Here is a 22,307-nt window from a genome sequence, read left to right as displayed (position 1 = left end):
TCGTCCTGAAAAAACTGTGCTTAGAAGTTCACGCCGACACTGAGGGCAACGAAGTCGCGATCATCCACCGTGCTGTATTCACCACCGAAGAAGTTGGTGTAGGCCAGGCTTGCGGTGTAGGTGTTCTGGTATTCGGCATCCAGCCCGAGGCTGATTGCCTTACGGCCTTCCTCGAAGTTACCGCCAGGGCCTGGGGAGTAACCTTTGACGTCATGGGACCAGGCCACGTTCGGCTTCAGGTTCACACCGGCGAACACGTCGCTGTAATCCCAGATGGCACGAGCGCGATAGCCCCAGGAAGTGGCAGTGGTGAAACCGTTGTTGTCGCAATTGCTTGAGCGGTTGCTGGTCGAAGCGCCAGGCCCTGCACCGTTGATGGTCGAGGTGTTGAGGATCTGCGAGCAGGTGTTCAGACCGCCAGTGGACGGCAGTTCACCCGGGCCGAAGACCGGATCGCGACCGTAGCGGGCCTCGGACTTGCTTTCCAGACCGCCGACATGGGTCACGCCGACTTCACCCACCAGGGTCAGGCGGTTGGCGCCCATGACCTGATCGAAGAAGTGCGTCAGGGTGGTTTGCAGCTGAGTGATTTCCTTACGGTTGTAACCGTGCAGGTCCTGGCCTGGAACACCATTGAGGATCGAGGCGTTGGTCAGCGCGCCACCCAACGGACGCACACCGGCAAACAGGATGTCGGTGGAGTTCAGTTGCACCGGCGCGTTCGGCCGGTAGCTGACCTCACCGCTCCACGCCGTACCGGTAGGCAGGGTGGTGGAGAAGCTCAAACCATAGAGACGAATGTCTTCTGGATACTCGATGAAATACTCGGAGTTACCCGCCACCACCAGAGGGCCCAGCGCCTGGAACGGGCCAGGCAGTGCCTTGACGCCGTTGTAGATCGATTGTGGCGCACCGGTTGCACTGAAGATCGGCGCACGGCTGTGGTAGTTCATGAAGTAGGCACCGAACTCGGTGGCCAGCGGATCGAACATGTACTTGGCGGACACGCCCCACTGCCCGCTGTCTCGCGCATTGCGGTTCGGCGAACGGCGTACCAGCACGCCTTCTTCGTTGACGTCGACATTGGCGGCAGCCAGCGGGCCGAGGGCAACACCCGGGATGGTGGAGCGCTTGTTAAGTACGCGCAGGTTGTCGTCGCAACCGGTGGTCACGATGTCAGGCTGGGAGAAGAACGTGCCACAGTTATCGGTTACGGTCTTCTGCCAGTCGATCTGGTAGAAACCTTCGGCCGACAGGTTTTCGGTAATGCTCTGGGACAGGTAGAACATGTTGACCGGGATCAGGCCTTCCTTGATCTCGGCACCCGGACGACGGAACGCGGAAACGTCGATCGGGTTGATCGAGTTGATGCCGCCACCGATGAAGGTACTTTCACCCCAGTTGACCACTTGCTTGCCGAGACGCACCGAACCCGGCTCATCGGCAATGGAGTAGTTGTGGTAAACGAAGGCGTCGAGGATCTGGCCACCCGAAGAGCGGGCCGCCACGTCGCGGTTGTGGTTGCTGACGTCCTTGTATTCCAGGTCTGCGTTCTGCAGCGCGAAGTCGTACCAGTATTTGCCGCGAACAAAGACGCCGGTGTCGCCGTATTTCAATTCGAGGTCATGGATGCCCTTGAAGATCTTCGAGAAGGCTTGCCCGCTCTTGAAGTTCAAGTGACCGTCGTCGGAGGTCTGGGACAGGCCCCGTCCGCCGTTGTTGACACCAATAAGATCCTTGTTCGGCTGCTGGGTCGAAACACTCATGCCCAGGGAGAGCGAGGAGTCGAACTGGCCTTCGATTTCACCGACGTTGAAGCTGACGCCGAATGCGGGCCCGGCGAGCGTGGAGGCAAGACTGACCGCCAGAGGCAGTTTCGCCCGGCGCCAGAACTGGTTTACTGAGGTCATCGACGCTACTCCATGTGCATTATTGTTATGGCAGTGAGTACTTTTAAAAACGCCTGAAGGACCGGGCACCAGAGGCATCCCGAAATCACTTCAATGTTGCATCGCCCCGTTTGTGCGTGTGCCCCGTTCTTAAAAATCCTTGAGCGGACTATAGCCAGCAGGTGGTACTGCTTGATCCCTCTAAAGTGTGATTTGCAGCTGCCGGCCACTCTGGAACAGTCCTTTCGCCAGTCCGACACATGTCGGCACGGCAAGGATGGCTGAAAATTTCGATTTAACAAGCCAAGCGCTTGCTTGGTGGGTCTGGCGCGCCGGTTTCGGCGCGCCAGAGGACGCTCAGAGCGTCGAGAGGAAGGTGCTGTTGTTAGCCTGCCATTCGGTGATGTCGAGGCGGATGCGCTTCTTGTCGAGTTTGCCGACACTGGTCTTGGGAATTTCAGTAACAAGGGCGATCTGGCTAGGAATCGCCCACTTGCTCAGGTGCCCCAGTTCCACGAACGGCTTGAGGTGTTCCTTGAGCTCGCGGGCCCCGATAGCATGCCCTTCGCGGATCACCAGCAAGGCAAACGGGCGCTCGCCCCACTGCGGATCGGCGATGCCCACCACTGCTACTTCACGTACCGCAACGTGACGGCTGATCAGGTCTTCGAGGTCCAGCGAGGAAATCCATTCGCCACCGGTCTTGATCACGTCCTTGATCCGGTCGCGGATGTCGATCACGCCCATGCTGTCCAGCGTGGCGACGTCCCCGGTGTGCAGCCAGCCGCCGGCCCACAGCTCGGCGCCCTTCTGCGGTTCATTGAAATAGCCCTCGGTCAGCCACGGCGCACGCAACACCAGTTCGCCCTGGGTTTCGCCATCGGCAGGCAGGAAGTTGCCGTCGCCGTCGACGATGGCCGCCTCGACCAGCGGCCCGGGCACCCCGGCCTTGATCCGGTAGGTGGTGCGTTCGTCTTCGGTGCCTGCCATCAACTCGTCGTTCAGATGCGCGCACGAGACCAATGGCCCGGTTTCCGACATGCCGTAGGCGGCCGTCAGTTGAATGCCCTTGCTCTTGGCCGTTTCATACAACGTGCGATTGAGTGCACTGCCGCCGATGACGATTTTCCAGCCGCCGAAATCGGTGCCTTGCGCGCTCTTGGCGTTGAGCAGCATTTGCAGAATGGTCGGCACGCAGTGAGAGAAGGTGACCTTTTCCTTGCGCCACAGCTCGACCAGGAATTCCGGATCGTAACGCCCCGGATAAACCTGCTTGAGCCCCAGCATCGTTGCTACATACGGCAGGCCCCAGGCATGCACGTGGAACATCGGGGTGATCGGCATGTACACGTCGTTGGTGCCCAACAGCCGCACGCTGTCGATGGCGCCCATGATGGTCGACACGCCCATGGTGTGCAGCACCAGTTGCCGATGGGTGAAATACACGCCTTTCGGATTGCCGGTGGTGCCCGTGGTGTAGAACGTGGTGGCGACCGAGTTTTCGTCGAAATCCTGGAAATCGTACTGCGGGCTCGCGGCCGCCAGCAACTGTTCGTACTCGCCGACCAGGTTCGGCAGCTCGGCGGTTTTATCCGGCAGATCGGTCAGCAGCAGGGTTTTCTCCACCGTCGTCAGGTGCGGCGCGATGGCCTGGTACAGCCCGACGAACTCGCTGTTGACCAGCACGAAGCGGTCCTCGGCGTGGTTCATGGTGTAGAGGATCTGTTCCGGCGACAGGCGCACGTTGATGGTGTGGATCACCGCGCCGATCATCGGAATGGCAAACATGCACTCCAGGTAGCGATGGCTGTCCCAGTCCATCACCGCCACGGTATCGCCGGCCTTCACGCCGGAGGCCGTCAGTACGTTGGCCAGTCGCGCGACGCGTTCGATCAGCGTCGGGTAGCTGTAGCGCAACTGGTCACGGTAGACGATCTCGCGGGTTTTCTCGTAACGGGCACCCGACATCAGCAGCCGTTTAATCAGCAATGGATACTGGTAGGCCCCTTCGGCCGGCGGAATAACGCGAGTCTGCAACATAAGAATCCCTTTTCTGACTGCACGGTGTTGGCGTTGGAGTTTTGTACTCTAGAACCCTTATACGCCAGCCAAATCAGCCAAAGGAATGATTTGCAGAGCCGTACAAATGCTAGCTTTGCGCCAGCATTTGCCGGTATTCGTCACCGATCAGGCCGTTTGCCCTACAGCTGCTTCGGAAGGGGTGCGTGGGAAAACCACTGCTGCGAGGAAAGTCAAAGCGCCAAATCCGGCCAGAATCAGGTAAAGGCCCACAAAACCATGGCGCGGTTCGACATAAGAAATCAGCGGAATCGCCGTCGCACTGGCACCGAACGATAAACAGTAACGCAGGGCAAATACCCGCGACTGCCATTGCGGCGCGACGAAGTTGGCGACCATCGAATCGTTCACCGTCACCTGACCGAACACCACGAACATGAATGCCGCCCCGACCGCGATCACCGCCCAGCCATCGACATACGCCAGCGCAAACAGTAACGGCGCCTGGCACAACGTCAGTGCGATAAACGGCCACTTCAGGCTGACGCGGTGCAACACCCGGCCAATGCTCAACTGCGCAATCGCCCCGAAGGCGTATGCCAGGCTGACCACCACACCAAGGGTCTGCGGCGAGGCGAACAGGTCATGCAAGCGCTCCTGGAACAGTTTCGGATAGGTCATGGTGGTGGCGTTGAACACCACACCACCCGTTGCCGTGGCCAAGGCCAGCACGCCGAACACCATGACCATCGAAATGCGCTGGCCGCCGGCGCCCTTGAGCGCGGTGTGCGGGCGCTTGGGGATTGGCTCCTCGCGCACCTGCAAGGCAAAACCGATTCCCAGCACGATCGCCACCGCCCCCGGTAACAGGAATGCCGAGCGCCAGCCGAACTGCGCCATCAACAGCCCGCTGACCAGCGCCGAAAACGCCACGCCGAGGTTGCCCCACATGCCGTTGATACCGATCTCGCGCCCGCGATTCTGCGCGTAGGCCACCAGCATCGCCGTGCCGACCGGGTGATAGATCGCGGCAAAAATGCCGATCAGGGTCAGGCCAATTACGAGCATCGTCGGGCCGTTACTGAGGCCAGTGAAGATTGCCGAAGCACCGATGCCGAAGAAAAACACCAGCATCATCCGTCGCCGGCTCCAGTGATCGCCCAGCCAGCCGGCCGGTAACGAACACGCACCGAACGCGATGAAACCTCCCAGCGACAGGCCGATTAGCGCGGCGTAATCGAGGGCAAAGGCCTGGGTCATACCAAGCACGGCGGCGGGGAAAATCAGCATGAACATGTGATCGATCACATGGGCTGCGTTGATGTAGCGAATGACATTTCTGGATTGATTCATCGCGGCACGCTTTTCTTTTTATGAACAGGGAGGGTGTGAGCGCCTATGCTAAGTTGGCGAAAAAGCGCATTCCTGCCATACAAGTCAGTGAACCAGACATGTTGATCAGCCATTTCGAACACGGCCCGGTGAGCGCCTATCCCCGGGATTATCTCGACGGCGCGCACCAGCCGTTGCACCTGCATCGAGAGGCGCAATTGCTGTACGCAGTGAGCGGAGTGATGCGAGTTGTCACGGCGCAGGGTGCATGGGTGATTCCACCGACCCGCGCGGTGTGGATTCCACCGGAAGTCGGGCATGAAATCTTCATGTCAGGGGATGTGCAGATGCGCTCTTTGTTCATCGCCCCCGAACTGTCGCCGGCCAGCCTGCAACATTGTTGCGTGCTGGCGGTGACGCCGTTGCTGCGCGAACTGATCCTGCGCGCGGTGCAGGGCCCGCCCCATGCCGACAACCCGCTGATCCAGCAATTGATGCTGGAGGAACTGGCAGGCCTCGAAAACCTGCCGCTGCACATTCCGATGCCCGGCGACCGCCGCCTGCAAAGCATTTGTCTGGCCTTGCTGCGCACCCCGGATCATCCCAACACCCTGGAAGACTGGGCACAGCAGGTCGGCGCCAGCTCACGCACCTTAGCGCGGCTGTTCCAGCAACAACTGAAGATGAATTTCAATGCCTGGCGCCAGCAACTGCGCCTGATGGAAGCCCTGCCCCGTCTGCTCGCCGGGGACAGCGTGCAGAGCGTGGCGCGGGATCTGGGTTACGGCAGCGCGCGGGCGTTCAGCGCGATGTTTCGCCGTTTGCTCGGGGACAATCCCCGGGAGTACCTCAACGCCCTGAATCAGCTCAGCTCGATCAATGCATCTCGGTGAACGCGAGTTTCACGCCGATGGCAATCAGCACGGCGCCCATGGTGCGGTCGAACCAGTGACCCATACGGGCGAAACCGGCGCGCACGCGCTGTTGGCTGAACAGCATGGCCACCAGGCAGAACCAGGTAGCCGTCGCGACGGCCAGGTAAATGCCGTAACCGGCCTGTACCGCCAGCGGTGTGTGCGGGTTGATCACCACGGTGAACAGCGACAGGAAAAACAGCGTGGCTTTCGGGTTCAGACCATTGGTCACGAAGCCTGAGGTGAAGGCGCCACGGGCGGTGCGTTCGCCGGCCTCTTTATGCAGATCGTCGGTGACGGCCGGTGCCGGTTGCGCGCGCAAGGCCTTGAAGCCGATGTACAGCAGGTAAGCGGCGGCGGCCCATTTCAGGGCGTTGAACAACACGATCGATTGGGAAACGATCAGGCCGATGCCCAGCAGCGAATAACCGACGTGCAGGAAAATCGCCGTGCCTACGCCCAGTGCCGTCCAGGTGCCGGCGCGACGACCATGGGTCACGCTCTCGCGCACCACCACGGCAAAGTCCGGGCCGGGGCTGGCGACGGCCAGCAGGTGGATCAATGCAACGGTCAAGAACTCGGTCCAGTACATGGGGGCTCCTTTCGGCCAAGCGTAACGTTTTGTTTCATCTGGTAGGCTCGGCAGATTACGCCTTCCCTTCAAAGCACAACAGGTACAGTTGATGACGAACGCCCACCGCGCCGTATTCCTCGATCACCCTTCCCTGGACCTGGGCGACCTTGACCTCGAGCCGTTGCGCGCCTGCTTCAGCGACCTGCAACTGTTCGCCCAGACACTGCCTGCGCAGGTTGCCGAACGCCTGCAAGGCGCGACCGTGGCCATCAGCAACAAGATCCTGATCGATGCCGCCGCCATGGCCGCCAATCCACAACTGAAACTGATCCTGATCACCGCCACCGGCACCAACAACGTCGATCTGGCCGCCGCCCGCGCCCAGGGCATTACCGTGTGCAACTGCCAGGGTTACGGCACACCGTCAGTGGCGCAACACACGATCATGCTGCTGCTCAATCTCGCCACGCGGTTGGCGGACTATCAGAAAGCCGTCGGCGAAGGCCGCTGGCAGCAGGCGAAACAGTTCTGTCTGCTGGATTACCCGATCGTCGAACTGGAGGGCAAAACTCTCGGCCTGCTCGGGCATGGCGAGCTCGGCGGCGCGGTCGCGCGACTGGCCGAAGCCTTTGGCATGCGCGTGTTGCTCGGACAGATTCCGGGGCGCCCGGCCCGGCCGGATCGCCTGCCGCTGGAAGAACTGCTGCCACAGATCGACGCGCTCACCCTGCACTGCCCGCTCAATGAACACACCCGGCATTTCATCGGTGCCCGCGAGCTGGCGTCCATGAAACCTGGTGCCTTCGTGGTCAACACCGCCCGTGGCGGGCTGATCGACGAACAGGCTCTGGCCGATGCCTTGCGCAATGGCCATCTAGGAGGCGCAGCCACCGACGTGCTCAGCGTCGAACCACCGACCCACGGCAATCCGTTGTTGGCTGCCGACATCCCGCGCCTGATCGTCACCCCGCACAACGCCTGGGGCAGTCGCGAAGCGCGGCAGCGGATCGTGGGCCAACTGGTGGAAAACACCGAGGCGTTCTACAGCGGTAAGGCGCTGCGGGTCGTCAATTGATAAACTGCGGCACTTTTTTCCACAGGAGCAGTTATGGATCCGCGCAGTGAAGTACTGCTTCGTCAGGTCGAGTTATTCCAGGGTTCGCTGTTGCTGGCCGGTCTGCCTGCCGACGACTTGCTCGGACGCCTGCCCAACGCTTTCGGTTGGTGCTGGCATGCCGGCGATCAGGCGGCGCTCGATGCACGCTTTGAAGGACGCAGCCATTTCGGCGTGAATGTGCCTGAGCGCGAGTTCGACAGCGCCGTGGTGTTCCTGCCCAAGTCCAAAGACCTGACCGATTACATCCTCAACGCCGTGGCCTCACGCCTGGGCGGGCGCGAAGTGTTTCTGGTCGGGGAAAAGCGCAGCGGCATCGAAGGTGCGTCCAAGCAGCTCAACCCGTTCGGCAAGCCGCGCAAGCTCGACAGCGCGCGTCATTGCCAACTCTGGCAAGTGACGGTGGCCAACGCTCCAGAAGCCAAATCCCTGGAAAGTCTTGCCCAGACTTACGAACTGCCGCTGGCCGAAGGCCCGCTGAAAGTCATCAGCCTGCCGGGCGTCTTCAGCCATGGCCGACTGGATCGCGGTAGCGCCCTGCTGCTGGAACATCTGGACAAACTGCCGAGCGGTCACCTGCTGGATTTCGGTTGCGGTGCCGGCGTGCTTGGCGCGGCGGTCAAACGTCGCTACCCGCACAACCAGGTCACTTTGCTCGACGTCGATGCATTCGCTGCCGCCAGCAGTCGCCTGACGCTGGCAGCCAACGGTCTGGAAGCCGACGTGTTGACCGGTGACGGCATTGACGCCGCGCCGATGGGTTTGAACGCGATTCTGAGTAACCCGCCGTTCCATGTCGGCGTGCATACCGACTATTTCGCCACAGAGAACTTGCTGCGAAAAGCAGCCAAACATCTGAAAAACGGAGGCGAACTGCGCCTGGTGGCGAACAGTTTCCTGAAGTACCAGCCGCTGATCGAAGAGCATCTGGGCGTGTGTGCGATCAAGGCCGAAGGCAATGGTTTCCGGATTTACCGGGCCAAGCGCGGCTGAAAATTAGCACTTGCCGAATGGATTCTGCCTAGGCAGAATCCGCTCCGTCCTAGGGGAGTAGTCTCCCACGAGCGCCATGCTCGTCCGGCATACGTCAACATACTTGATCCTCAGATCATGGCGTATGCGACCCAAGCGTCCGCAGCAGACGGATCGCAGGGTTTGACAAGACCTATGACACGCACACCTTACCCGGGGCGGGAAGGCTGTACGTGTCATAGCCGTGTCGACCCGCCCCTTAGGAAATCCTGATGCTGGACTCGTTACTCGTTCCCACCGCAATCGTTGCCTTGGCCGAAATCGGCGACAAGACGCAACTGCTCGCGCTGATTCTCGCCGCTCGCTTTCGCAAACCCTGGCCGATCATTGCCGGTATCGTTGCGGCGACCCTGGCCAACCACGCGGCAGCCGGTGCGGTAGGCGCCTGGTTCGGCAGCTTCTTCTCCGATACGGTCCTGCACTGGATTCTCGCCGCGAGCTTCACCGCCACCGCCCTGTGGACGCTGGTGCCGGACAAAATGGACGACGATGAAGCGAGCACCGCCCGCAAGTTCGGGCCGTTCCTGACCACGCTGATCGCCTTCTTCCTCGCGGAAATCGGCGACAAAACCCAGATCGCCACCGTGATGCTGGCCGCGCAATACCCGGAACTGTGGCTGGTGATCATCGGCACCACGCTCGGCATGTTGATTGCCAACGTACCAGTGGTTCTGGCGGGTAACTTTGCCGCAGACAAATTGCCATTGACCCTGATCCGTCGCCTCGCGGCTTCGGCGTTCATGATTCTGGCGATCGTCGCGGTATACAAGGCGATGCAGAGCAGCGGCTGGGTCTGATCCGGCAGATCGCTCCCACACTCGGTGTGGGAGCGATCATTGTTTCAGGACTTGGGCGCTTTCTCGTAAAGCGGCATGACCTTCGGAATGGCCGCCTGCAATGAGGCGATCCGGCTGGACGATGCCGGGTGAGTGCTCATGAACTCTGGTGGTGCACCTTCGGACGCCTTGCTCATCTTGTTCCACAGGGTGATCGCGGCGTTCGGGTTGTAGCCGGCGCGAGCGGCCAGTTCCAGGCCGATCAGGTCGGCTTCGTTCTCGTTGGCGCGGCTGTTGGGCAGCGTCATGCCGTAGTTGGCCACGGTGTCGGCCAACGCCAGGCTGTCCTGACCCAGGCCGAGCAATGCGCCAGCGCCCTGCTTGGCCATCTCGATGCCATAGGCCTTGGACATCGCTTCACGACCGTGCTCGCGCAGGGCGTGGGCGATTTCATGGCCCATGACTGCGGCGATTTCATCGTCGGTCAGTTTCAGGCTGTCGATCAGCCCGGTGTAGAAAATGATCTTGCCGCCAGGGCCGCAGTTGGCATTGAGCTCGTCACTCTTGATCAGGTTTACTTCCCACTGCCACTGCGCCGCATCCGGACGGAAGTTCGGCGCCTGGGCGATCAAGCGGTTGGCAATCGCCTGAACCCGTTTGGCTTCGTTGCTGGTCTTGTCCAGCACACCTTTGCTGGACGCCTCGCCAACGGTCTTCTGATAGGACTGGGCATACATCTGGTCGACCTCTTGCGAGGACAGCATGCTGAACATGTACTGCTTGCGCTCCACGCCCACGGCACCGCCGCTGGTGGTGTTGACCGACTGACAACCGGCCAGCAACAGCGCCGCGCTCAGTGCACCTACAACCAATGTCTTGTTCATTCAAAAGCTCCCTGAAAACATGCCGCGTATCCTAGGCGGGTAATTGTATCGACGCCAGATACAACAGACGTGATGCACGCACTTTCAGAAGGCGCCCGCCCGACCTGTAGGAAAAAATTCACATCCCCTTGCAAGCCCTTTGCAACTGCGTCGCGTACTGATCCATTTGCGACATCCACCTTCAATTGCTCGCACTTCGCCTCATGGCGCAATAGTGGCTGCCGATACAGCAGCGCAGACGTCCTCTTGCGTGCGGAGCTTCCATGAAATTCAAGTCGATCCAGTTTTCCGTGGCGGCCCTGGCCGGCGCCATCGTTCTCAGCGTGGTGGCGGCGCTGGTGCTGTATGCGCTGTTTTCCGGCGCCCGCACCCAAGAGATGGTTCAACAACGAACCCAGGCTCAGTTCGAGCAAGTCATCGAACAACGCCTGACCTCGCTGGCGCAAACCCAGGTCAGCCAGATCCAGCGCGAGCTGGAAGCGCCACTGCTGATTGCCGGCGGACTGGTGCGGGTCAACGCCCTGCTTGGCACCCCGGGCGCCGATGGTCAGCCGCGACTGAGCGTCAGCCGCGAGCAACTGATCAGCCTGATCAAGGAAAACGTCGAGAAGAACCCGAAGATTCTCGGCACCTACATCGGTTGGGAAAAGAACGCACTGGACCACAATGACGCGGCCTACGTCGGCACCAGCATAGTCGGCATCGACGCCGCCAACGGGCGCTTCCTGCCGTGGTGGTTCCGCAACGAGGACGGTACCCTGGGCCTGGACAAACTGGTGGACGTCGACGACCAGAAAGTCCTGTCCACCGGCGTGCGTGCCAGCGAGTACTACCTGTGTTCGAAAGAAACCAAGAAATCCTGCGTGATCGATCCGGCGCCCTACAAAGTCGGCGACAAGATCGTCATGCTCGCATCCTTTATTAAACCGATCATGCTCAACGGCGCCTTCCAGGGCATCGTCGGTGCCGACCTGTCGGTGAACTTCATCCAGGAAATGCTCCTCGGCGCGAACCAGAAACTGTACAGCGGCGCCGGGCAAATGGCCCTGATCGGCGGCAACGGCCGGATCGTCGCCTACACCAAGGACCCGAGCAAATTCGGCGAGAAAGTCAGCGACATCCTCGATGCCCAGCAGATTGCCAACATGGCCAATATCAAGCGCGGCGAAGTGACCTACACCGTCAATAAGGAGTCGGGCCGGATCGAGTTGTACCTGCCGTTCGGCATCGGCCAGACCGACGCACGCTGGACGCTGATGCTGCAATTGCCGCTCGACGCGGTGATGGCGGATCTGCAGAAACTTCAGGGCGACCTCGACGCCCAGCGCAAATCCGACACCTTCGGCATGGCCATGGTCGGTCTGATCATCGCCGGCCTCGGTTTGCTGGTGATCTGGCTGGTGGGCCACGGTATCGCTCGGCCACTGAAGCAAATGGTCACCATGCTCGATGACATCGCCCAGGGCGAAGGCGATCTGACCCGTCGCTTGAGCAGTGACCGCAATGACGAACTCGGTTCAATCGCCAAAGGCTTCAATACCTTCCTCGCGAAGTTGCAGGCGATGATCACGCAGGTGGTGTCGTCGGTACAGAGCGTCAGCGACTCTTCGGAACACACGGCAGACATCGCGATCCGTACCAACATCGGCATACAAAAGCAGATGGCCGAGATTGATCAGGTCGCCACCGCCGTGCAGGAAATGACGGCGACCGCTCAGGACGTGGCGCGCAATGCGACCCAGGCCGCGCAAGCTGCCAGCCATGCCGATCAGGCTGCCAGCCAGGGCATGCAGATCGTGCGCGATACGTCGAACTCGATCGGCGTGCTGGCCGTGGAAATCAGCAAGGCCGTGGACGTAGTGCAGACGCTGGCCAAGGACAGCGAAAACATCAACGCGATCCTCACCGCCATTCGCGGAATCGCCGAGCAGACCAACCTGCTGGCCCTCAACGCAGCCATCGAGGCCGCCCGTGCCGGCGAGCAGGGTCGCGGGTTTGCCGTGGTGGCCGACGAGGTACGCAACCTGGCGCAGAAAACCCAGAAGGCCACCGAAGAAATCCAGAGCATGATCCAGCAACTGCAACAGGGCACACGTGATGTGGTGCGGGTCATGGAAGACAGCCAGAACCGCACCGACGAAAGCGTGCAGCACGCGGCCAAGGCGGCCGAAGCGCTGGAGACCATTACCCAGGCGGTGTCGGTGATCAACGACATGAACACCCAGATTGCCAGCGCCGCCGAGGAACAGAGCGCGGTGGCTGACGATATCAACCGCAATGTGATCAATATTGGTCAGGTGGCGAATGAAGTGGCGGGTGGTGCGGATGAGTCGAGTTCGGCGAGTGCGGATTTGACCAAACTGGCGGAGCAGCAGCGGCGGTTGATCAATCAGTTCAAGGTTTGACGTCGGAGGCTAAAAGTCAACAGTCAAAAGCCCCCTCACCCTAGCCCTCTCCCAAAGGGAGAGGGGACCGACCGAGGTGTATTGCGACATACATCGACCTGAAAAAACCAGTCGATTATGGATTCAAAGCAGAGCCTTCAAGTCGGTGCATTACTGAAGCATTCCCCAATCAGTCCCCTCTCCCTCCGGGAGAGGGTTGGGGTGAGGGGGGGGCTTTTGATCTGCTGCTAGGCCGGAGTCAAACACTCCGGCCCATTGAGTTTCGGATCATTGACCATGTTCGCCAGCACCCGCTCGCGCAAGGCAGCGGGTTCGCTGGCGAGCAGGCCTTGCAGGACATGTAGCGGTGTCGCGGGATCAAGCCACGCCGCCTGCCCCGCCTCATCGAGAATCAACGGCCGGCGCTGACTGGCCGCCGATTGAGTGATCACCGCAGTACTGAGCCAGACCTGCTCCTGCACCGGATACGCCTCCCAGATCGCCGCAAAAAACAGAGAAGAACCTTCCCCCGGCGTCAGCCAGTACGGGCGCTTGCGCGTGGTGCCGCGCCATTCGTAGAACCCGTTGGCCGGCAGCAGGCATCGCCGCAGGCGCAGGGCTTCGCGGAACATCGGTTGTTCGGCGACGGTTTCGGCCCGGGCATGGGCCGGGGTGCGCGACAAGTCAGTCAGCCACGGCGGCGTCAGCCCCCAACGGGCGCGGGCCAGCGTGCGCTGGCCATCGGCTTCGGCACGCAGCATCAACACCGAATCATTGGGGGAAATGTTCCACTGCGCCAGTTGATCGGCGGGAAAACCTGGCAGCGCCGCGAAGTCGCGGTTCCAGCGAAACAGGGCATAACGTCCACACATGGGGCAGCACGACTCAAGACTAAAACGAACGCCAGCCTAACAGACCAGCGTACCGGGGAAGCTCTCCGGTTCATCGCCGGGCAGCGGCAGCGCGGCATTGTACGCGCTGATCAGTTCGCGGGCGTATTCGGCCTGATCGTTCTCGACCGACAGCCCGAGCAGGCCGAAGATCGGCAACTCACCCGTACCACCGAGCAAATCGCGCCCGACCAGATGCGCCTCGATGCCTTCGCTGGCGAGCATGCCCTTGAGCATCTCGCCCTCCATCAGGTTTTCCGGCTCGTAGATTCGCTGCATGGGCGCACCTCACTCGTTTTCGCTGAACACTTCCAGAAACCAGTCCTCGCCATGGACCTGCAGGACAAACGTAATCGGCCGGCAACACACCTGACAGTCTTCAATATAGGTCTGATCACCCGCCGACAGGTCCACTGTCGTCTCGACTTCCTCCCCACAGTACGGACATTCATACAGTGCGCTTTCCAGCATCGCGGTCTCCCGGGTGACTTGTGCGTATAATCGCCGGTCTATTTGCAGGGCTATTTTTGTCTGGCTGCTTTTTCAGACCGTGCCCCGTTGGTTTTCGATCAAAACCTTTACTTACCCTAGCCGTTTCCAACAAGAGAGCATGATGGGCGAATTCGATGCCATCCGACCTTACGACGACAGCGAAGTACCTGCGGTACTGGCAAGACTGCTCGGCGACAAGGCGTTTCTAGATATCCTCACCCACTTCCGCTTCCCGCGTTTCGCCGGTGCCTTCGGCTGGATGCTCAAACCACTTATAGCCCATCGGCTGCGTCGTGAGTTCGCCGACGTGACGTCGGTGGCGACTTTGCAGGACAAGGTCGAGTTTTACGTCGACCACACCATCGAGCGCGCCACCGACGGCGTGACCTACACCGGTGTCGAGCAATTCAAGTCCGGCAGCGCTTATCTGTTCATCGCCAACCACCGCGACATCGTGATGGACCCGGCCTTCGTCAACTATGCGGTGTACCACGCCGGCCTGCCGACCCCGCGCATCGCGATTGGCGACAACCTGCTGCAAAAGCCTTTCGTCAGCGACCTGATGCGGCTGAACAAGAGCTTCATCGTTCACCGTTCGATCACCGGGCGTCGCGAGAAAATGGCCGCCTACCAACTGCTGTCGGCCTACATCAACCATTCGATCCGCAACGACTGCGCTTCGATCTGGATCGCCCAGGCCGAAGGCCGCGCGAAGGACGGCGACGACCGTACCGAGTCGGCGATCCTCAAGATGTTCCACATGAGCCGCAAGGACGAGCCGTTCGGCGAGGTCATTCAGTCGCTGAACGTGACCCCGGTGTCGATCAGCTACGAATACGACCCGTGCGACCAGGCCAAGGCCCGCGAGCTGTACATCCGCGCCACCACCGGCACCTACGCCAAGGCGCCGGGCGAAGATGACGTGAGCATCGCCAAGGGCATCACCGGCTACAAGGGCCGGGTGCACGTGAACTTCGCCGCGCCGATCAGCGAATTGTTCGAAGACACCAAGCAATTGGCGGTCGAAATGGACAAGCAGATTCTCGGCGGCTACCGGCTGTTCCCGGTGCATTACCTGGCGTACGCGCAGTGGGCCGATGCCGATCCGCAGTTGAACGTGCCGAAGGCTGCCGAGGTGTTCGGCGCCGAGGAATTGGCCAAGGCCCAGGAAGAGTGGCAGAACCGTCTGGACGCCTGCCCCGAGGAGCATCGTCCGTATCTGGTGCTGCAATATGCGACGCCGGTGCGCAATCAGTACCGGGTCAAGGCTGGCTTGCCGCTGTAAGCGGTTTCGGCCGGATACAAAAACGGCGCCTTCGGGCGCCGTTTTTCGTTCAGTAGCGGGTACTGATCCAGGACACCAGCAACGCCAGGCCCAGACAGGCAAAGCCGAAGCGGTAGAAGAAGCGATTCATGCGCAGGGTCGCCCAATCCAGCACCGGCTCCTGATCAGGCCGGCTCTGACGCTGGGCCGCGATACTGGCCATCGCCCGCTGTTCACGGCGGCGGGTCGCGTGCAACAGCCAACTGCCCGGGAAGGCCAACAGCAGGGCCAGCAGGTTGATCAGTTTGGCGGGATGGGCGGTAAACAGCGTCATCAAGTGCAGCGACATCACAGACCTCAATCTAAACCGGAATGGCGAACGCCAGACCGACGACCGCGGCGCGGATTCTACCGAAACCCTCCCCCGCAGCCCTACCCTTTACGACAAATAACGCAACAATCGACCGATGGCTGTCCTGTGTCACGGCATCGTCATTTGTTTCGGCCACCCTGCGCGCCTCGAAACATAAACGGAATGCGACATGCTTCACGCGGAAAACCAGGATCGCCTGTACCTCATCTCCCCGTCCGACGAACAACAGACCCTCGTCGGCAGCCTGGCCTTCAATGTTCAGGACCGTCACTGGCTGGTGTATTGCGCCCTCGGCGGGCATCAGCATGCGGACTTGCCCGAGACCGATTTGCTGACTGGCGTCAGCGTTCTCGACTTCTATTCCCAGGCCGCCTGAAAGCAAAAGCACCCTCACCCTAACCCTCCCGAAACGTCGGACCGCCCGGAGGGAGAGGGAACTGACCGAGTTGTTTTTCGAGGTACATCGACCTGAAATTTCAAGGTGAATGTAGATCTCAAGAACAACATAGATAGGCTCCCTTTCCCCCTCGTCCCTTGGGGCGGTCCGACGTTTCGGGAGGGCTGAGGTGAGGGGGTAGGATCTCCCGGACAACACAAATCTACCGCCCACAAAAAAGCCCGAATCCATCACTGGCCCCGGGCTTTTTCACATCAGGCGCTAGCCTTATTCAGCGAGGATCTGACCCACAGTCGGATCCTTGAACAGACGGGTCAGCGCATCGCTCAGCACATCGCTGACCAGTTTGGTGTTGGTTTCCTGATTCGGCGCCATGCCGAAACGCTGGTCCAGCGACGCGCCGTAACGGCCGCTGTAGCGACGGTTGCCGCTCTGCACGTCGGAACGGAAGGTCGCGCCGATGGTGGCCTCGGTCACGTACATGCCTTCTTTCGGCGACTGATATTTCAGTTCAGTCAGGGTCACGGTCAGTTGTGGAGCATTCATCGCACCGTTGGACGGGGTGAAGCCCAGCAGACGCACGGCCGCTTCGGCCTGTGCCTGCAACTTCGGCAGGATCTGCTCGCGCTGTACAGTGATGGCGCTGGTTTCCGGGTACAGGCCACCGCGAGTGCCCAGGGTTGGCGACGGACGACCGTCAACCACGCGGACCACCACAGGCTGGCCGTGGCCGACCGGTGCCAACTGAGTGGTCAGCTTGGGTTCCGGGCTCAGTTGTTGCGGGCTGTGGGCGCAGCCAACCAGGGTCAAACTGGTCACAGTGATCAAACCGAACAACAGGCGTTGCAACATGCTCTTCTCTCCAGAATCAGGCACAGACAGGCCCGCAGTATAGCGGTGCGCCACTGCGGGTCACCAGCACTGAAATCTCAGACAAACCCCGGCGCACACGGTTCCTGTCACAGATTGTTCACCGCCCTTACATGTTCGCTTCACGGTCTTTTGACAATCTTCACCACAGATCTCCAGAAGGAACACAAACCATGCGCTATCTGATCTCGTTGTTCGCTCCACGCCCACTGCACCGCAGCTTCGCCCTGCTCGACCGCAACGGCCATTGCCAGGCTTTCAAACAATGCAGCCTGCAGCCAATGGGTGACGGCTGGGTCGAAATCGAGGAAATCCGCCTCAACTGGTTGCACCAGCCACTGCCTGCCAGTGCCCGGGTCGAACACCAGCGCCCACGCGCACGGGCCCAGGCGATGTTGAGCATCTGACCGGATGCCTAATAAAAGTCATTAAACTCGACCAACTCCCCGCATTTCTTCGATACAATCTCCCCCCGATTATAAGGACGTCTCCTGATCGGGCCCCGCAACAGCGTCAATGCGCTTGCATTGGCATCAAAATCGCCCACAGAGAGCCGCCCACACAGATCGAGTGAAGCTGGCGTGCTTGCTGTTTCCCTGGCAAATCCCCGCTTTTCGCGAATCTGCAGAGCTGTCATGACGCTCGGTCACTGAGTTGTTTGCCCGTTTTGCCTGCCCATGTATCGCGTGGCGGCAATCCTTCCGGGCACGGTGCCAGGCCCGGACAGCCCTTTTTGAGGTTCACGTCTTCAAAAGAGCGTGAAAAAAACGGGTTTTCACAACTTCACAAGAGTGTGGCGAGCAAATGAATAGTTTTGCGTCTGAACATGCACCATTAGCGTCTGAAACAGCCCAACGACACAGGAACGGGTACGCCTCGAATACCGGAGCCTGAAGCCTGTCCGCTACGGATTTGGTTGCACAAACGGATGTCTCGACCATAAGTCGAATTGCCAGCCCTGTGCTGAAATGAGTTCATGTGACTCTTGAAGCCAGGCCGCACGCATCCGTCGAAGTTGCGAAAAATTGCGAAGATTCGGACATGGCAAACCTGGCCATGGGTTCCTGGGGCGCAACTGACCTGCCCCGGATACCTGGCAGCCATGCCGACAATTTGGTGCTGCAGATTTTGGAGACGCGTTAAATGGCGCATAACGAAGCAGTCGACGTAGTTCTGGTTGGGGCCGGCATCATGAGTGCCACCCTTGCAGTCCTGCTCAAAGAGCTCGACCCGGCGATCAAGCTGGAAGTCGTCGAGCTGATGGATTCCGGTGCTGCGGAAAGTTCCAACCCGTGGAACAACGCCGGTACCGGCCACGCCGGCCTGTGCGAGCTGAACTATACGCCGCAGGCTGCCGACGGCACCGTCGACATCAAGAAAGCCGTGCACATCAACACCCAGTTCGAGGTGTCGAAGCAGTTCTGGTCGTACCTGACCAAGAAAGGCACATTCGGCTCGTGCAAATCCTTCATCAGCCCGGTGCCGCACCTGAGCTACGTCGAAGGCGAAAAAGGCGTTTCATTCCTCAAGGAACGCTTCAACGTGCTGCACAAGCACCACGCCTTCGCCGACATGGAATACACCGAAGACAAGGCGAAGATGGCCGAGTGGATGCCATTGATGATGCCGGGGCGTCCGCAAGACCAAGTGCTCGCCGCCACCCGCGTGATCAACGGCACCGACGTCAACTTCGGCGCGTTGACCAATCAGTTGCTCAAGCACCTGACCAGCGCACCGGATGCCCAGGTCAAGTACTGCAAGCGCGTGACCGGTCTGAAGCGTAACGCCAATGGCTGGACGGTGAGCATCAAGGACGTCAACAGCGGCAGCAGCCGCGAAGTCGATGCCAAGTTCGTGTTCCTCGGTGCCGGTGGCGCGGCTCTGCCGCTGCTGCAAGCCTCGGGCATCGAAGAAAGCAAAGGCTTCGGCGGTTTCCCGATCAGTGGCCAGTGGCTGCGTTGCGATAACCCGGAAGTGGTCAAGCATCACCAGGCCAAGGTCTACAGCCAGGCTGCGGTAGGTTCGCCACCGATGTCGGTGCCGCACCTGGACACCCGCGTGGTCGATGGCAAGAAGTCCCTGCTGTTCGGACCATACGCCGGTTTCACCACCAAGTTCCTCAAGCACGGCTCCTTCATGGACCTGCCACTGTCGGTTCGCGCCGGCAACATCGGCCCGATGCTGGCCGTGGCGAAGAACAACATGGACCTGACCAAGTACCTGGTCAGCGAAGTGATGCAGTCGATGGAACAGCGCCTGGATTCCCTGCGTCGTTTCTACCCGCAGGCGAAAGCCGAAGACTGGCGCCTGGAAGTGGCTGGCCAACGGGTGCAGATCATCAAGAAAGACCCGAAAAAAGGCGGCATCCTGCAGTTCGGTACCGAACTGGTAGCCGCGAAGGACGGTTCCCTCGCCGCTCTGCTCGGTGCTTCGCCAGGTGCTTCGGTGACGGTTTCGATCATGCTGGAACTGATCGAGAAATGCTTCCCGGCCCAAGCCAAGGGTGAGTGGGCTGCCAAACTGGCGGAAATCTTCCCGGCCCGTGAAAAGGTCCTGGAGACCGACGCTGCGCTGTATCGCAAGATCAACGCGCAGAACAACGTCGCGCTGGAACTGGTTGAAGCCAGTAACGAGACCGAAAGCTACGCCTGATTCGGCTCCATGAAAAACGCCCCGCACTCAGTGAGTGCGGGGCGTTTTTTTATGCCTCGGGAAAACCGCGAGCGATCAGCCGCGCGCCTTCTCGATCAGCTCGATGTATTCCGGTGCGTTGCGCTGGTCGCGGATCTGGTCGACGAAGGTCTTGCCGTGCTCGTCCTTGCCGTCCACGTCATAACCGGCTGCAACGAAGAAGGTCAGGAAGCGCTCGAAATCGTCGATGCGCAGGCCACGGTAGGCCTTGACCAGTTTGTGCAGCGACGGCGAAGTGGCGTCGACCGGCTCAAAATCGAGGAACAGCTTGATCTGCTCATCGCCGATCTCGTCACCAATCACTTGCTTCTTATCTTTACGCATTGCCGACTCCAGCTCGCAGACATTTCACGGGGCGGGCAGTTTACCCCCGCCCGGGTACAGGGCTCAACGCGCACGCGTGCTGCCGGTGTGCAGATCGGCCCAGATGTGGCCGTTGGCGTAGGTCAGGAACTGCACGTACACCGTGTCGTTGCGCAACAGATCGATCACCACCCGGTATTGGGCCAACGGATAGAAGAGCGTCAGGGTCTTGCTCTTGTCGTCATACACCGGTTTTTTCAGGCTTTTGCTTTCGCCGTCGAAACTGACCAGGACCTGATTAATGGTGGCGCCTTTGTTCAGGGACTTGCCCTTGAGGCGAATCATCAGCGGCGAGGTGACCGGAATCGGCTGCTGGTTGGACTGACGCTGAGCGCCGACCACCACGGAATAGTCGGTGACCTGCAACAGTTGCTGTTGCTCGGGTTCGGCATCGCGCAGAGTCAGGTCGTCGGGCGGCAGGAATTGGCTGTGCATCGGGGCGGCGGCCAGGGGCAGGCTGAGGGTCAGCAACAGGGCGGCGCAGCTGCGGATCAAGAGGCTCATGACAGGCTCCGGAGGGCGGGGCCGAGCACTCTAGCATGGGTGTACCGGATGGATCAGCATGCCCAAAACAACTGTGGGAGCGTGGCTTGCCCGCGATAGCGTCGATCTATCCGACATCAATGTGTCAGACAGTCCGCCATCGCGGGCAAGCCCGCTCCCACAGGGATCGGGGTTACCCGGAATTACATGCCTTTGACGGCGAAGATCCCGTTGGCGTTGCGCCAGTAGCCTTTGTAGTCCATGCCGTAACCGAAGATGTAACGGTCGATGCACGGCAGGCCGACGAAATCGGCTTTCAGGTCAGGACGGGCCTTGCGGTCGTGGTCCTTGTCGATCAGCACGGCGGTGTGCACTTTGCGCGCGCCAGCGTGTTTGCAGAAGTCGATGATCGCGCCCAGGGTGTGACCTTCGTCGAGGATGTCGTCGATGATCAGCACGTCGCGGTCGATGAACGAGACTTCCGGCTTGGCTTTCCAGAACAGGTCGCCGCCGCTGGTTTCGTTGCGATAGCGGGTCGCGTGCAGGTAGGACGCTTCCAACGGGAAATGCAGATGGGTCAGCAGCTTGCCGGAGAAGATCAGCCCGCCGTTCATCACGCAGAACACCACCGGGTTGCTCTCGGCCAGTTGTTCGTTGATTTGTGCACCGACGCGGGCAATGGCGGCCTCGACTTCAGCTTCGGTGTACAGGCAGTCAGCCTCTCGCATGACTTGACGGATATGCTCGAGATCAGCGGACATGGCGCTCTCCAAGGGGGGTCTGTTTCGGAAAAGCGGGCAAAGGTACGCATCCCGCACGGCCGAATCAAGCATTTGTGGACTAACGTACTGTATGTCCTATAGGACATCACCCTCGGATAGATTAATCTAGGCCGGTTTTTTTGCCCGCCGCCGGAGCCTTTCCCCATGTCCATCCAAGAGATCCGCCATCCGCTGATCCGTCACAAACTTGGCCTTATGCGCCGTGCAGACATCAGCACCAAGAATTTCCGCGAGCTCGCTCAGGAAGTCGGTGCCCTGTTGACCTATGAAGCTACAAAAGATCTGCCGCTGGAAACCTACGATATCGAAGGCTGGTGCGGCACTGTGTCGGTCGAGAAAATCGCCGGCAAGAAGATTACTGTCGTGCCGATCCTGCGTGCCGGCATCGGCATGCTTGAAGGCGTGCTGAGCCTGATCCCGGGCGCCAAAGTCAGCGCCGTTGGCGTTGCCCGTAACGAAGAAACCCTGCAGGCCCACACCTATCTGGAAAAACTGGTTCCGGAAATCGACGAACGCCTGGCGATGATCATCGACCCGATGCTCGCCACCGGCAGCTCCATGGTGGCAACCATCGACTTGCTGAAGAAGGCCGGTTGCAAGGATATCCGCGCGATGGTGCTGGTTGCCGCGCCGGAAGGCATTGCCGCTGTCGAGAAGGCGCACCCGGACGTGATCATCTACACCGCGTCCATCGATGAAAAACTGAACGAGCACGGTTACATCATTCCTGGGCTTGGCGATGCCGGTGACAAGATCTTCGGCACCAAGCAGAAGGACGCGTAAC

23 protein-coding genes and 1 riboswitch are annotated in these 22,307 nt (G+C 60.3%); of the genes, 10 read left to right on the top strand and 13 right to left on the bottom strand.

Translation table 11 applies throughout. The features are described 5' to 3' along the window. Positions 1-20: 20 nt before the first annotated feature. From JJN09_RS28225 to JJN09_RS28215, 3 genes are all read right to left on the bottom strand, one after another. Entirely contained in the window at positions 21-1,910 is a 1,890-nt protein-coding gene (locus tag JJN09_RS28225; RefSeq protein ID WP_249484727.1) for a DUF1302 domain-containing protein, read from the bottom strand. A gap of 336 nt (positions 1,911-2,246) precedes the next feature. Beyond that, positions 2,247-3,929, bottom strand: a complete 1,683-nt coding sequence (locus tag JJN09_RS28220; protein WP_249484726.1) for a fatty acid--CoA ligase — start codon at positions 3,927-3,929, stop codon at positions 2,247-2,249. Positions 3,930-4,076: 147 nt separating this feature from the next. Further along, positions 4,077-5,261, bottom strand: a complete 1,185-nt coding sequence (locus tag JJN09_RS28215; protein WP_249484723.1) for an MFS transporter — start codon at positions 5,259-5,261, stop codon at positions 4,077-4,079. Between the two features lie 98 nt (positions 5,262-5,359). Here JJN09_RS28215 and JJN09_RS28210 point away from each other — a divergent pair, with 98 nt between their 5' ends. Next, complete coding sequence (locus tag JJN09_RS28210) at positions 5,360-6,133, top strand: helix-turn-helix domain-containing protein (RefSeq protein ID WP_249484722.1); 774 nt, start codon at positions 5,360-5,362, stop codon at positions 6,131-6,133. Here the strand turns inward: JJN09_RS28210 and JJN09_RS28205 are convergent. Then, positions 6,117-6,746 (bottom strand): LysE family translocator, encoded by a 630-nt coding sequence (locus JJN09_RS28205; protein ID WP_249484720.1) that lies wholly within the window; start codon positions 6,744-6,746, stop codon positions 6,117-6,119. The genes JJN09_RS28210 and JJN09_RS28205 overlap by 17 nt on opposite strands. A gap of 91 nt (positions 6,747-6,837) precedes the next feature. On the opposite strand from JJN09_RS28205, the gene JJN09_RS28200 reads away from it, so the two are divergent. The 3 genes from JJN09_RS28200 (at position 6,838) to JJN09_RS28190 (ending at position 9,671) form a co-directional block, all read left to right on the top strand. After that, on the top strand, positions 6,838-7,803 hold the full coding sequence (locus tag JJN09_RS28200) for a 2-hydroxyacid dehydrogenase (protein WP_249484719.1): 966 nt from the start codon (positions 6,838-6,840) through the stop codon (positions 7,801-7,803). A gap of 33 nt (positions 7,804-7,836) precedes the next feature. Beyond that, on the top strand, positions 7,837-8,835 hold the full coding sequence (locus JJN09_RS28195; RefSeq protein WP_249484717.1) for a class I SAM-dependent methyltransferase: 999 nt from the start codon (positions 7,837-7,839) through the stop codon (positions 8,833-8,835). Positions 8,836-8,875: 40 nt separating this feature from the next. Next, a riboswitch (yybP-ykoY riboswitch) is annotated at positions 8,876-8,998 on the top strand. A gap of 88 nt (positions 8,999-9,086) precedes the next feature. After that, positions 9,087-9,671 (top strand): TMEM165/GDT1 family protein, encoded by a 585-nt coding sequence (locus JJN09_RS28190; RefSeq protein WP_249484715.1) that lies wholly within the window; start codon positions 9,087-9,089, stop codon positions 9,669-9,671. A gap of 44 nt (positions 9,672-9,715) precedes the next feature. On the opposite strand, the gene JJN09_RS28185 is transcribed toward JJN09_RS28190, so the two are convergent. Beyond that, positions 9,716-10,534 (bottom strand): M48 family metallopeptidase, encoded by an 819-nt coding sequence (locus tag JJN09_RS28185; protein WP_085709322.1) that lies wholly within the window; start codon positions 10,532-10,534, stop codon positions 9,716-9,718. Positions 10,535-10,797: 263 nt separating this feature from the next. Between JJN09_RS28185 and JJN09_RS28180 the strand changes: the two genes are divergently transcribed. After that, positions 10,798-12,939 carry a methyl-accepting chemotaxis protein gene (locus JJN09_RS28180; protein WP_249484713.1) on the top strand — a complete coding sequence of 714 codons (2,142 nt, stop codon included), beginning with the start codon at positions 10,798-10,800 and terminating at the stop codon, positions 12,937-12,939. A 227-nt stretch (positions 12,940-13,166) separates the two neighbouring features. On the opposite strand, the gene JJN09_RS28175 is transcribed toward JJN09_RS28180, so the two are convergent. From JJN09_RS28175 to JJN09_RS28165, 3 genes are read right to left on the bottom strand one after another with little or no spacing between them, the layout of a single operon-like run. Beyond that, complete coding sequence (locus JJN09_RS28175) at positions 13,167-13,790, bottom strand: SOS response-associated peptidase (protein ID WP_249484711.1); 624 nt, start codon at positions 13,788-13,790, stop codon at positions 13,167-13,169. A 36-nt stretch (positions 13,791-13,826) separates the two neighbouring features. Continuing rightward, complete coding sequence (locus JJN09_RS28170) at positions 13,827-14,087, bottom strand: DUF2007 domain-containing protein (protein WP_085709319.1); 261 nt, start codon at positions 14,085-14,087, stop codon at positions 13,827-13,829. 9 nt (positions 14,088-14,096) lie between these two features. Further along, a complete protein-coding gene (locus JJN09_RS28165; protein ID WP_096797159.1) occupies positions 14,097-14,279 on the bottom strand; it encodes a CPXCG motif-containing cysteine-rich protein in 183 nt (60 codons plus the stop codon). A gap of 142 nt (positions 14,280-14,421) precedes the next feature. Between JJN09_RS28165 and JJN09_RS28160 the strand changes: the two genes are divergently transcribed. Next, positions 14,422-15,585, top strand: coding sequence for a 1-acyl-sn-glycerol-3-phosphate acyltransferase (locus tag JJN09_RS28160; RefSeq protein WP_249484709.1), 1,164 nt, complete (start codon positions 14,422-14,424; stop codon positions 15,583-15,585). Between the two features lie 49 nt (positions 15,586-15,634). Here the strand turns inward: JJN09_RS28160 and JJN09_RS28155 are convergent, their stop codons facing one another. Next, positions 15,635-15,913, bottom strand: coding sequence for a hypothetical protein (locus JJN09_RS28155; RefSeq protein ID WP_096822775.1), 279 nt, complete (start codon positions 15,911-15,913; stop codon positions 15,635-15,637). Between the two features lie 193 nt (positions 15,914-16,106). Here JJN09_RS28155 and JJN09_RS28150 point away from each other — a divergent pair, with 193 nt between their 5' ends. Next, positions 16,107-16,313 carry a hypothetical protein gene (locus JJN09_RS28150; protein WP_039766399.1) on the top strand — a complete coding sequence of 69 codons (207 nt, stop codon included), beginning with the start codon at positions 16,107-16,109 and terminating at the stop codon, positions 16,311-16,313. 288 nt (positions 16,314-16,601) lie between these two features. Here JJN09_RS28150 and JJN09_RS28145 read toward each other — a convergent pair whose 3' ends face one another. Further along, positions 16,602-17,186 (bottom strand): YajG family lipoprotein, encoded by a 585-nt coding sequence (locus JJN09_RS28145; protein ID WP_096822774.1) that lies wholly within the window; start codon positions 17,184-17,186, stop codon positions 16,602-16,604. A gap of 191 nt (positions 17,187-17,377) precedes the next feature. On the opposite strand from JJN09_RS28145, the gene JJN09_RS28140 reads away from it, so the two are divergent. Then, entirely contained in the window at positions 17,378-17,611 is a 234-nt protein-coding gene (locus JJN09_RS28140; RefSeq protein ID WP_249484708.1) for a hypothetical protein, read from the top strand. Between the two features lie 736 nt (positions 17,612-18,347). Beyond that, complete coding sequence (gene mqo, locus JJN09_RS28135) at positions 18,348-19,856, top strand: malate dehydrogenase (quinone) (protein WP_249484707.1); 1,509 nt, start codon at positions 18,348-18,350, stop codon at positions 19,854-19,856. A gap of 75 nt (positions 19,857-19,931) precedes the next feature. Here mqo and JJN09_RS28130 read toward each other — a convergent pair whose 3' ends face one another. The 3 genes from JJN09_RS28130 to JJN09_RS28120 all read right to left on the bottom strand — a co-directional run bounded on the left by JJN09_RS28130 (position 19,932) and on the right by JJN09_RS28120 (position 21,502). Beyond that, positions 19,932-20,219 carry a PA4642 family protein gene (locus JJN09_RS28130; RefSeq protein WP_007951679.1) on the bottom strand — a complete coding sequence of 96 codons (288 nt, stop codon included), beginning with the start codon at positions 20,217-20,219 and terminating at the stop codon, positions 19,932-19,934. Between the two features lie 63 nt (positions 20,220-20,282). Beyond that, on the bottom strand, positions 20,283-20,762 hold the full coding sequence (locus JJN09_RS28125; RefSeq protein ID WP_249484706.1) for a hypothetical protein: 480 nt from the start codon (positions 20,760-20,762) through the stop codon (positions 20,283-20,285). 182 nt (positions 20,763-20,944) lie between these two features. Next, positions 20,945-21,502 carry a hypoxanthine-guanine phosphoribosyltransferase gene (locus JJN09_RS28120; RefSeq protein ID WP_249484704.1) on the bottom strand — a complete coding sequence of 186 codons (558 nt, stop codon included), beginning with the start codon at positions 21,500-21,502 and terminating at the stop codon, positions 20,945-20,947. Positions 21,503-21,667: 165 nt separating this feature from the next. Here JJN09_RS28120 and upp point away from each other — a divergent pair, with 165 nt between their 5' ends. Beyond that, positions 21,668-22,306, top strand: a complete 639-nt coding sequence (upp, locus tag JJN09_RS28115) for a uracil phosphoribosyltransferase (RefSeq protein WP_249484702.1) — start codon at positions 21,668-21,670, stop codon at positions 22,304-22,306. Position 22,307 lies beyond the last annotated feature (1 nt).

Source organism: Pseudomonas sp. HS6 (assembly GCF_023375815.1).
In the GTDB taxonomy this organism is placed as follows: domain Bacteria; phylum Pseudomonadota; class Gammaproteobacteria; order Pseudomonadales; family Pseudomonadaceae; genus Aquipseudomonas.
Note: the sequence above shows the minus strand (reverse complement) of the source record. Positions and strands in the feature narration are given on the sequence as shown.